General features: G+C 72.0%; 6 protein-coding genes. 2 read left to right on the top strand and 4 right to left on the bottom strand.

Annotated features, from left to right (window positions below; translation table 11 throughout):
* The first annotated feature begins 71 nt into the window (after window positions 1–71).
* Complete coding sequence (locus JD292_RS02770; protein ID WP_200131203.1) at window positions 72–1,358, top strand: phosphotransferase; 1,287 nt, start codon at window positions 72–74, stop codon at window positions 1,356–1,358.
* Here JD292_RS02770 and JD292_RS02765 read toward each other — a convergent pair.
* Together JD292_RS02765 and JD292_RS02760 are read right to left on the bottom strand one after the other, a co-directional pair.
* The gene (locus JD292_RS02765; RefSeq protein WP_200131202.1) at window positions 1,355–4,846 is read right to left on the bottom strand and encodes an ATP-dependent DNA helicase; all 3,492 of its coding nucleotides are present in this window, start codon (window positions 4,844–4,846) and stop codon (window positions 1,355–1,357) included. The genes JD292_RS02770 and JD292_RS02765 overlap by 4 nt on opposite strands.
* A 38-nt stretch (window positions 4,847–4,884) precedes the next feature.
* The gene (locus JD292_RS02760; RefSeq protein ID WP_200131201.1) at window positions 4,885–8,163 is read right to left on the bottom strand and encodes a PD-(D/E)XK nuclease family protein; all 3,279 of its coding nucleotides are present in this window, start codon (window positions 8,161–8,163) and stop codon (window positions 4,885–4,887) included.
* Window positions 8,164–8,325: 162 nt separating this feature from the next.
* Between JD292_RS02760 and JD292_RS02755 the strand changes: the two genes are divergently transcribed.
* Window positions 8,326–8,550 carry a DUF3107 domain-containing protein gene (locus tag JD292_RS02755; RefSeq protein ID WP_200131200.1) on the top strand — a complete coding sequence of 75 codons (225 nt, stop codon included), beginning with the start codon at window positions 8,326–8,328 and terminating at the stop codon, window positions 8,548–8,550.
* Window positions 8,551–8,661: 111 nt separating this feature from the next.
* Here JD292_RS02755 and JD292_RS02750 read toward each other — a convergent pair whose 3' ends face one another.
* Both JD292_RS02750 and JD292_RS02745 read right to left on the bottom strand, forming a co-directional pair.
* The gene (locus JD292_RS02750; protein ID WP_200131199.1) at window positions 8,662–10,077 is read right to left on the bottom strand and encodes a bifunctional phosphopantothenoylcysteine decarboxylase/phosphopantothenate synthase; all 1,416 of its coding nucleotides are present in this window, start codon (window positions 10,075–10,077) and stop codon (window positions 8,662–8,664) included.
* Entirely contained in the window at window positions 10,074–11,300 is a 1,227-nt protein-coding gene (locus tag JD292_RS02745; protein WP_200131198.1) for a methyltransferase domain-containing protein, read from the bottom strand. Before JD292_RS02745 ends, JD292_RS02750 begins: the two co-directional genes overlap by 4 nt.
* Window positions 11,301–11,303: the final 3 nt, after the last annotated feature.

Genomic DNA, 11,303 nt, shown 5'->3' with positions numbered 1-11,303 from the left:
AGACGCGGCGAGGTGAGCGGTGGTGCGCGTGGCGCGGCTCCGACCGCCCATTGCGTGCATACCCTGTGTTCATGGCCAGCATTCCCTTCACTCTAGCCGCGCTCGCGACCTCGGCGGTTCCCGGGCTCTCGGTGTTCGGAGTTCGCGCTCACGACGACGATAGCTTCGTCGCGGCCGTGATCGTCGGGGATGACGGTGAGCTCCTCGTGCGGGTGCCGCGTTCCCAGCCCGCGGAGGTCCTCCAGTCGGCCGAGCTGCTGGGCCTCGCAGCGCTGACCGCGGGTCCGCGGAGCCGCCTCCCGTTCCGCGTTCCGGCCGCGCTGGGCATGACCCGCGCCGGGGATACCCGCGCCGTCGTCACGACCCTGCTCCCCGGCGAGCTGTTCGAAACGGCTGATCTGACCGAGGATGCCCTGCTCATCGAGCCGATCGCGGAAATGCTCGCTGCGATCCACACGCTCCCGCACACCGTGGCGAGCGAGGGCGGTCTGCCGCAGCGCACGGCGCAGGATCTCCGGCTCGCAGCGACTCGCATCATCGACCGCGCCGAGGCGACCCGGCTCGTCCCCGAGACGGTGTTGCGCAGGTGGACCAGGGTGGTCGAGACCGCTGAACTGTGGGACTTCGAGCCGACCATGGTGCACGGCTCCCTCGATGCCGAGCAGCTCCGCGTCGACGATGGGCAGATCGTCGGGGTGATCGGGTGGTCCGAACTGTCCGTCGGCGATCCGGCCTCCGATCTCGCCTGGCTCCTCACCGCCGGAACCGAGGTCCTCGAATCGGTCCTCGCCCGGTACTCGCGCGCCAGGAACGTCGGCTCGATCTCCTCGCTGCGCACGCGTGCGGCGCTCTACTACGAGCTCGAGGTGGCGCGCTGGCTCCTCCACGGCACCGAGTCGCACGATCAGTCGGTCGTCGATGACGCCGTGAGCATGCTCGATCGGCTCGTCGGCCGGCCCGGCATCCTGGGCGACACGCTGGGTGCGCAGGACGCCCGGGTGCCGCTCGACGAGGACGAGGTGTCCGCGTTGCTCGACGAAACCCCGGAGGTCAACGACCTGCTCTCGGAGACGGCCGCGTACGAGGCGCTCGACGAGGATCGCATGTTCGGCATGGACACCGACTTCATCGAGCCGCTTCCCGAGGACGACCGCGGCGCGGGCGCGGGTGCGCACGCGGGGAAGCGGGAGGCTGAGCTCACCGCCGGCCCCTCCGCGGCGGGCGTCGGCGAGGCGGACGGGGCGGAGTCGCCTGACGCGGCAGCCGATGCAGCGGCCGAGGAGGAGCCAGCGGGCGAGCGGAACGAGGATGAGCACCTCACCGAGCCGATCGACCCGAAGGACCTGCCCCGGGACTAGCGCGATTCGGTCCGCGTGCCGCGATCGGGCCCGCTCCCCGCGGCCGATTCGCGCATTCCTCCGGCTGCCTCGATCCAGATCCGCTCGAGTTCCGCGAGCGTCCTCGAGGTGTTCCCGCTGAGTTCGACGCCCTCCGCGACGTAGAAGAGGGTGACGTCGATGCGCTCGGGATCGATGCCGGCCCAGGCCGCGTAGGCGTGCCGGTAGAGGTCGAGCTGGAAGAAGCGACTCTCCCGCTCCGCGTCCGTCCGTGGCGAACGCCCGGCCTTCCAGTCGACGACCTCGAGCCGGTCCGTTCCCTCGACGCGGTAGACGGCGTCGAGCTTGCACACGAGGGTGCGCCCGGCGAACGGCAGGGTCACCTCCTGCTCGACCGCGATCGGCGCGAGCCCGGCCCACCGCGACCGCTCGAAGACCTCGATGAGCGGCTGCAGTTCCGCTTCCGTGTCGAGCTCCGGACTCCGGTCGAGCTCGTCGAGCCCCGCGAGCGGGAGGGCACGGCCGGCCGCCGTGGTGGCGCGCCGCTCAACCCACTCGTGGAAGCGATTGCCCACGCGGGTGCGGCGGTAGGGGCGCTGCGGGATGGGGCGCAGGCGGTTCCGCTCCGCGCGCTCCGGATCATCGACGAACTCGTGGAAGGTCGAAGCGGTGATGCGCTCCGGCAGCGCGACCTCCTCGTCCCCGCGGCTCGGTGCGAGCGCGGCGCGGCGCTCGGCGATGAGCAGGGCGATGCTCTCGTCCACGTCGGCCGGGAGACTCTCGGACGGCCCAGGGGTGTCCGCCTGCTCCTCCAGCGCTGCGCGGAGGCGCTCGGCCGCCGCTTCGACCGCTGCGGCGCGGGTACCGAGCGGATCGAGCGGCCACACGAGACGCTCCTCCTCCAGCGCGCTCGGATCGGATTCGAACTCGGAGGCCTCGGGAAGACCGCTGATGAGGCCCCGTTCCGCGAGTTCCGTGAGGTAGGGAGACGGGGTGCGCTGACGCGTTTGTCCTCCCCAGAACGACCCCGTAAGCAGGAGGCGATCCGCTGCCCTGGTCACCGCGACGTAGGCAAGACGACGCTCCTCCTCGGCGAATCGCTCCTTCAGCGCTGCGCGGTACTCCGCGATGCGCTCTTTGAGTTCCTGCTGGGTGTCGGCGATCCGCCAGTCCAGCCGCGGCCTCGCGGCGGCGTCGCCGCGCAGTTCATCCGGCAATTGCCCGGTGCGGAGCCATCCACCGCCCTCCTTGGGCGTGGACGGGAACTCCCCGGTGACGAGTCGCGGCACGGCGACGAGATCCCACTCGAGCCCCTTCGATCCGTGCGCCGTGATGAGCTGGACCGTTCCAGGCACGGGCTCCGGGACGTGCTCGGCGACCTGGTCACCCTCCGTTGAGCGTTCGATCCACTCCAGGATCGACGCGAGCGTGCCCCGCTCGTCGATGGCGAGCTGACCCTCGACGAGTTCAAGGAAGCGGTCAACGTTCGCGTGCGCGTTCGAGGTTCCGGCGAGCGGGGAGCGCTCGTTCGCGTCGAGCTCGATGTCGATACGAAGCGCCTGCACCACCGCCGAGATCAGCTCGGTGATCTCACCGCCGACGAGCTGACGCAGGGCCGCGAGGAGGCGCCCAGCCTCACGGAGTCGCTCGCGTCCGACCGGGCTGATCTCGCGGAGCGCGCCGTGGTCGAGATCGCGCAGCTGGGCGATCCGATCCAGCGCGTCGACGAGCGTGACCTCGCGATCGGGATCGGGAAGCACCGCGTCAGCGGCACGATCCTCGGGGGTCAGCGGCTGCATGGCCGTGTCCCGCTCAGCGAACCAGCGCCTGGCGCGGTTCAGGCCGGCAAGGTCAGCTGCACCGATCCGGAATCTCGGGCCCGCGAGCACGCGGATGAGCGCGCTCCCCGCGTCCGCGTACCAGAGGCACCGCAGCGTACTCACGATGTCGGTGACCTCCGGCGTCGTGAGGAGCCCGCCGACGCCGACGATCCGCGCGGGGACCCCGACGTCCGCGAGCGCCGAGGCGAACGCAGCCATGTGCCGACGATTGCGGAAGATCACCGCGGCGGTGGCCTGCTCCCCCGTCGCCGCGAGGTGGCTTTCGCGCGCATCCCGCATCCACTCGGCGACGGCGATGCGCTCCTCGTGGATGGTCTCCGGGTACCGCCAGTCGACTGAGCCGGCACCGGCTCCCGGGCGCGGCCCCAGTTCGGGCACCGCGATCGGTGATTCGGCGGCGAGGGGAACCGCGATCACGTTCGCGGCCGCGAGCACCGATTCCGGGTTGCGCCAGCTGGTGGAGAGCGTGAGCGTCGAACCGCCCTCGCCCACGGAGGGCGCGGCTTGCCGCGCCTCCGCATCGCTGCCCGCGGAGCCGCGCCGTCCGCGGAAATCGCGGTGGAAGGAGCTGAGCCCGGCCGCCGAGGCCCCGCGCCAGCCGTAGATCGACTGGTGGGGGTCCCCCACGGCCATGACGGATCCGCCCGCGAAGATCCGAGACAGAAAGCGGGTCTGCCCCACCGAGGTGTCCTGTACCTCGTCGAGGAGCACCGCGCGGTGCCGAGCGCGCAGCACGGCCACGGCGTCAGCGGAGCGTTCCAGGGCCAGCGTGGCGAGCGCGAGCTGGTCCGAGAACTCGAGCACCCCCCTGCGCTGTTTCTCGGCAGCGTACTCGCGTGCGAGGCGCGTGATCAGGGGGTTCTCCGAGAGCGCTGCGACCGCGTCGCGCACCGGCGCGTAGACCTTGCCGCTGGGTTCGCCGCCGCGATCGCGCTCTTTCCGGTCGTAGGGCAGGCTCGTGACGCGGGCGAACTCGGCGACGATCGCGTCGACGCGCTCGAGCGAGCTGAGGTGGTCGGAAACGGCGTGATCCATTTCGATGACCTTCTCGGTGAGCGCGGGGATCGATAGTTCGCTCGTGACGAGCGCGGGATCCGTGCTCCCGACCATCACCTCGCGCGCGATGCGCCAGGCCGTGGCCTCGTCGATAATCGCGGCACCCGGCGCCAGCCCGGCCGCGGCGCCAAACTCCTGGAGCACCCCGGCGGCGAAGGCGTTGTACGTGCTCACCTCGGGCAGGTCGAGGCCGTCGCCCAGCAAGGCCTCGAGTTCGTTCGCCCGGATCAGCTCCGCTTCGCTCAGCTTTCCGAGCGAGGCGGCGTCGGCGAGCCGCTCGACGAAGGTGAGCAGGCGACCCGTGATGCGCTCTCGGAGCTCGCCCGCGGCCTTCCGGGTGAAGGTGAGGCCCAGGACGTGATCCGGGGCGACGAGCCCGTTCGCCACGAGCCAGACGACCCGATTCGCCATGGTCTCGGTTTTTCCGCTGCCGGCGCCCGCGACGACGAGCGTGCTGCCCGATAGCGGGTGCTCGATCACGCCACGCTGCTCGGAGGTGGGAGTGATCGTGGGTTTCGGCGGCACTGCAAGGAGTTCCGCGATGCGGGCGGCCGAGAACACGGGCGCGAGCGTCTCCGCTGACTGCGGGGTGGTTCGGCTCGCGTCGGTCATTGCTCTGGTTCCCGTCGGTTCAGGGGCGTCGTTCGGTCTCATGCGCGGCTCACCGCCGGGATGATGTGGAGGCTGCACTCGCCCGGCGCGTGCGGGTCGCTGCAGTGGTGCTGGACGCGCGCGTCGAAGGTGCCGGCGGCCATGACCCGCGCAACCGCGGCGACGCGCCCGGCGAAGGCCTCGCGCATCTCCTCGGTCAGGGGTGCCTGCACGCGCTCGACGAAGGCATTCTTGCCGCGCGCTTTCGGGTGCACGTAGAGCAGGCGGGCCCCGCCCGTCGTCTCCTCGCCGGTGAGCGCCGGTGCTCCCGGCTCTGCCGGATCGGGCACCGGCGCCGGATCGGGCACCGGCACCTGATCGCCCACGGGCGCCGGGCCGGGAACCGGGATGTCGCCGTCGGACGGCGGCTCCGGGGCGAAAGCGCCGAGCATGACGCCCAGCTGATACGCCTGCAGCTGCGCGTTCTCCTGGGTCGCGGGCGCGCTCGGCGCGTTCCCGCCCGTCTTCAGGTCGAGCACCGTCACCTCCGCGCGGCCGTCCGCCGATTCGCGCCGCTCGAGCCGATCCGCGATCCCGCGGAGCAGCGCGCGCTCGATCGGCACCCGGAAGCCGGCCTCCCGTCCGACGAGTTGCCGATCGGACGCCTGGAACTCGGCGAGATAGGCGGCGACGCCCTCCGTCATGGCGCGCGCGAGCGCGAGCGCGCGCTCGGACTCCCACTCCGCATCGAACGGCAGCTTCCGCCACTCCTCCCGGACGACTGCGAACAGCTGTTCAGGATCGGGATCCGACACCGTTTCCATCGCGTGGTGCACGAGGGTTCCCAGGCTGGCCTGCACCCCGCCACCGCCACCGCCGAGCGCTCCGATTGCCCAGTTGAGCGGGCATTCCTCGGCCCGCTCGAGCTGCGATGGCGAGACCGGAACCACCGCTTCCGGATCCCCGTCAAGATCGATGAGCGGCGCGCTCGTACTGGGCGGAAGCACGCCGTACCACTCGTCGGGATGCGCGCCAGCGACGCCCTCGCGCGTGAGCGCGACGAGCGCGGCGAGCGCCTCGTCGCGCTGGGGATCGAGCGCGAGTTCGCGCCGCGCCCGCGCCGTCGCCCCACGGAGCGTGAGCCGCGAACTCGGCAGCCCGTCGACGCGGTGTGCCGAGCCGAAGCGGAAGAACGGGCTCGGCTGCTCGTCGTCGTCGGCGATGGCCACGACGAGGAGTTCGCGCTTCGCGCGGGAGGCGCTCTGCGCGAGGAGCCGCAGCTCGTCGTGCATCGTGTCTTTCCGACTCGGCGGCAGCGCCTCGCCGCCCTGCAGCAGCCGCTCGAGGGCCGCCGTCCCGAGGAGGGAACCGCGCGTGCGGAGGTTCGGCCAGCCGCCGTCCTGTAGCCCGACGATGGCGACGACGTCGAATTCGCGGCCAATCGCACCCTGCGGCGTGGTGATCGTCACGGCGTCACCAGCGGCGCGGCGCGCGAGCGTGTCCTCGGGGACCGTGCTGGCGAGCAGTTCGTCGAGCAGCTCGGCGATCGGCTGTTCGCTGTCCTGCTCCTCGTGCCGTTGGAGGGCGAAGAACAGCGCGAGCACCGCATCGAGCGAGCGATGTGCCTCGTCCGCGCGGGCTCCACGTCCGGAGAGGGCGTCCTCCTGCCACCCAGCCGCGAGCTTCGTGGCGTCCCAGAGCGCCCAGAGCACCTCGCGCGGGGTCCCGCCCGCGGCGTTGACGGACGCCCCCGCCGCGGCGACGAGGCCGAGCCTGCGCAGCACGCGCCCGCCCCGGCTGTCGACGATCGCCTCGACGCCGGGGAAGGCGAAGGCCTCGGCCACGACCGCCTCGATCGAGGCGGCTTCCCTGCCCTCTGCGCGCGCCGCCCGGCGCTCCTGCAGCAGCAGCGCGCCCCTGAGGCGGCGCACCGCGACCGGGTCCAGTCCCCCGACCACGCCGCCCACGAGACCGAGCACGTGGTCGGGGGTGAGCGGTTCAAGCCCGAGGGCGTGACGCAGCAGGGCGACGAGCTCGTGCACGAGGCGATGCTCCCTCAGCACGACCCCGCCAGCTGCGATCCCCGTGGGAACCTGGTGCAGCGCCAGCTGGCGCGCGATCCGTGCCGCCTCGGCGCGGCTGCGGCAGATGACGGCCATGTCTTCCCAGCGCACGCGGTCCGACCCGCCGAGCCCGAGGTGACGCGCACGGAAACGGTGCGCGATGATTCCGAGCTGTTCGGCGGCCGATGCGGCGACGGCGAACTCCACGGCGCCGCCGGGCCCGGAGGGCGCGCTCTCGGCGCGCCGCTGTGCCCCGGCGCCCGCAGCGCCGATCCTGCCGGTGAGACCCTGGACCAGCCCGCGGAGCGCTGTTCCATGACGGTGGACCGTCTCCAGTACGACGAGCTGCTCGGCCCCGTCCCCCGGCGTCTCCGGAGCGCCCTTTCGCCGCAGCTCGTCAGTGAGCCGGGCCATGATGAGCGTGCGTTCGCCGTGGAATGCCGCCGTCGAGAGGTCGGGGTCTCCGAACGCCCAGATCCGGCTGCCAGCGCCGGCGCACGCCGCGAGCAGGGCGACCTCCCCCTCGCCGAGCTCCTGCGCATCGTCCACGAGGATCAGCCGGGGAATCCGGAGCAGCGCACCGGCCCCGGTGCCGCCCTCCGCCCGCACGGCCTCCGCCGCGGCGCGCAGCAGCGCGCTCGAGCTCAACTCGGAGGGCCGCTGCTCCGCGAGCACCTCGTCAACCGCGGCGAGAATGCTCAGGCCATCACGCCAGCGCTGCACCAGCGTTTCCTCTGGCGCGGACTCCCTCTCGCCCCGCACCGCGGCGAGCTCCGCGCCGAACGACGAGGCGTCGAGGCCGAAGTCGTCGAGAATTCTCCTGAGCTCACGCAGCTCTCCGCGCAACAGGGGCGTTGCCAGCACCTCCGGCTCGATCCCCTGGACCTCGGCTCCCGCGGCCGCTCCGCGCTCCAGCACCGAGGCGATCGCCTCGTCCTCTGCCGTTCCAGTGAGCAGCCGCCAGGCCTCCGCCCCCGCGAGCGCCCGGCAGCGCCCCAGGAGCGCAAAGGCGAGCGAGGCCGGCGTGCGCACCGGAGTTCCCCCGATCGCGCGATCAACCGCTCGCTCGACCTCCGCTCTGAGCGCGCTCGCGACCAGCCGATTCGCCCCGATGCCCAGCACGTCTTCCTCTTCCCACCCCGGGAGATCGAACGCGGCGGCGTACGCGCGCACGAGCACCGCGGTCTTTCCGGTGCCTGGCGCCCCGAGCACCCGAGCGTGACGCTCGGGATCGAGGCCGAGCGCGCGCGACTGGGCAGGGTCGGGAGTGAACATGCGGCAAGCCTACTGAGGACCACCGACACGGACGGGACGATCCGATCCGCGGCTGCGCTGACGGCGAACGCCAGCCCGGAGCGGGTGCCGAGGCGGTGCCGCGCCCCTAGACTCGATCGTATGCAGACCGCGGCATCCGCCGCGTCATCGGAGGAGGCACCCGTGGAAGTACGCATCGGCATCAAGCACTCGCCCCGCGAGCTCGCATTCGAATCGAACGAGGCCGCGGAGGAGCTCCGCGCGTTCGTCGACGACGCGCTGACGAAGGCCGCGCCGGTCGTGACCCTCACCGACGCGAAGGGTCGCACCTTCCTGATCAGCACGGATTCGATCTCCTATGTGGAGATCGGCGGAGAGACCGAGCGGAAGGTCGGCTTCATCAGCTAGTCGCCGCTGGCGACGAACACGAAACGCCGATGGCGGGCGGGACCACGGTCCTCGCCCGCCATCGGCGTTTCACGCGCTCGTGCACCGGCACCGGCAGCGGCGCCGGATCGCTCAGATCGCGTGCAGATCCTGCAGCACCGTGTCGAGCAGCCGTTCGGCGGTCTCGCGCTTCGATCCGGCCGCGCGTGCTGCGACCTGGCCGTCGCCGTCGAGCACGACGAGTGCGTTCTCCTCGGTCTCGAAGCCCTCGCCCCACCCGACGGCGTTGACCGCCAGCAGGTCGACCCCCTTGCGAGCGAGCTTCCGTCTGCCGCGCTCGAGGAGTTCCTCCTCGCTCTCGACGGTCTCGGCCGCGAAGCCGACGATGACCTGGCCGGGGCGGCGCTCGTCGACGAGGCCGACGAGAATGTCGGGGTTCTCGACGAGAGAGATCGTCGGTGCGCCGCCGTCCTCCTTGCGGATCTTCGCCTCGGACACCTCCGCGACCCGGTAATCGGCGACGGCGGCGGCCATCACGATCACCTCGGCGCCAGTGGCCGCCGCGATCGCGGCGCGCTCGAGCTCAGCGGTCGTCGAGACGGGCACGATCCGGATGCCCTCCCTGCGACGCGCTTCTGCGAGCACCGACTCGTCGATATTCGCCGAGAGCAGCACCACTTTCGCCCCGCGGTCCGCCGCGGCGAGCGCAACGGCGACTCCCTGCTTGCCGCTCGAGCGGTTTCCGATGTATCGAACGGGGTCGATCGGCTCCCTGGTTCCTCCCGCGGTCACGAGGATCCGCAGGCCGGAGAGGTCTCCGCTCGCGGGCGGCACCGGGACCGCCCGCGTGGCGTCGTCCTCGGGAACGGCGTCGAATGCTTCGGTGAACGGGTCTTCCGCCGGAGCATCGCCCACTCCCGGGGCTGGCGATGCGGAGGAGCCGGCGCGCGCGCTCAGGTCGACGGCGCTCGCGAGGGCGGCCTCGTGATCGGACTCATCGTCATCGGGGGCCGCGGCACCGGCGGAGCCGAGCAGCTCGGCGATGCGCGCGGCGATGGCCTCCGGCTCGCTCATGCGCCCTGGACCGCTGTCGTCGCCGGTGAGCCGCCCGCTCTCGGGCCCCTGGAAGGACACGCCGCGGGAGCGCAGGATCGCGACGTTGTCCTGCGTCGCCGGGTGCTGCCACATTTCCGTGTGCATCGCCGGGGCGACGAGCACCGGTGCGCGGGTCGCGAGGAGCGTCGTTCCGAGCAGGTCGTCCGCGATCCCCGCCGCCATGCGCGCGAGCGTGTTCGCGGTCGCCGGAGCGACGACGACGAGGTCGGCGCGCTGCCCGAGCGCCACGTGGCGCACCTCGGGGACGTCCTCGTGCACCGAGGTCGTCACGGGGTGCCGGCTGATCGCCTCCCAGGTGGGCTTTCCGACGAAGCGGAGCGCGTCCTCGGTGGGGACGACGTGCACGTCGTGCCCCTCCTCCACGAGAAGCCGGGCGAGCAGGACGGCCTTGTACGCGGCGATGCCGCCGGTCACTCCGAGGACGATATTCACGTGCCCATCATCCCATCCGATCCCGATCCTCGGGTGAGCAGCACCATCACCTCGAGGTGATTCGTGTGCGGGAACATGTCGAACACGCGGGCCTCGGCGATCTCGTAGGCCGGCATGCGGGTGAGATCCTTCGCCAGGCTCTCCGGATTGCAGCTGGAGTAGACGACGAGGTCAACCCCGGAGTCCTCGATCCAGTCGGCGAGTTCCGCGCCGATCCCGCGCCGCGGAGGGTTGACGATGATCGCCTCCGGCCGGTCCTCGCGCGCCGATGCGAGCGCGAAGGCCGTGGCGTCCTCGGCCAGGAACGCTGCCGCGAGCCCGGCATCGGCCGCGCTGCGCCGCGCAGATCGGACGGCCTCCTCCGAAATCTCGACACCGAGCACGCGGCGTGCGGGCGCAGTGGCCGGCTCGGATCCGGATCCGGGTCCCTGTCCTGCTCCGTCGCGCCGCTGCTCGGAGGGCTCCGCGAGGTGCAGCGCGAACCCACCGACCCCGCAATAGAGATCCCACAGCGACCGGGGATTGCGTCGAGCCACCCAGTCGGCGGCCTGCGCGTAGAGCTCGCGGGCAACGGCGGTGTTGGTCTGGAAGAAGCTCCGCGGCCGCAGGTGCAGGTCGATCCCGCCGAGCTGCATGTCGAGCGAGGTGCCGTGCAGCACCTCTTCTCGTTCGCCCTCGAGCACCGCCCGATGCTCGGGCAGCAGGTTCACGGAGACGACTCGCGCCTCCGGCAGGGCGCGCAGCAGCTCCGGGAGCCGCGCGCGCAGGCGGTCGAGCCCCTCCTGCGTACGCGAGACGAAGCGCACCATGAGCTCGCCCGAGGGCGCCTCGGTGAGGTGCGCGAACTTCAGCTCACCCCGCCGGGCCGGGACGTCATACGGTGGGAGTCCGGTGGCATCGAGGAAGGTCGCGAGGCGCGGGATCGCCGCCCGCAGGCCGGGCGACTGGATGAGGCAGTCCCGCAGATCGACGCCCGAGCCGTCAGGGCCGAGGATCCCGAGGGTGACCGCTCCCGCGCCTCCCCCGACGACGAGCTTGGCCTTGTTGCGGAAGTCCCGGTCCCCGCCTTCGACGCTCGGCAGCCACCGACCTGGGCCCAGCTCCGGAAGCAGCTCCCTGCACCTGGCCTCTTTCGCGCGCAGCTGCTCAGCGTAGGGGGTTTCGATCAGGGCGCAGGAGCGGCAGCGCCCCGCCTCGAAGTAGTCGCAGTGCGGGAGGGACATTCT

This window comes from Leucobacter edaphi, assembly GCF_016522535.1.
Classification (GTDB): domain Bacteria; phylum Actinomycetota; class Actinomycetes; order Actinomycetales; family Microbacteriaceae; genus Leucobacter; species Leucobacter edaphi.
This window is presented reverse-complemented; position numbering and strand designations above follow the sequence as displayed.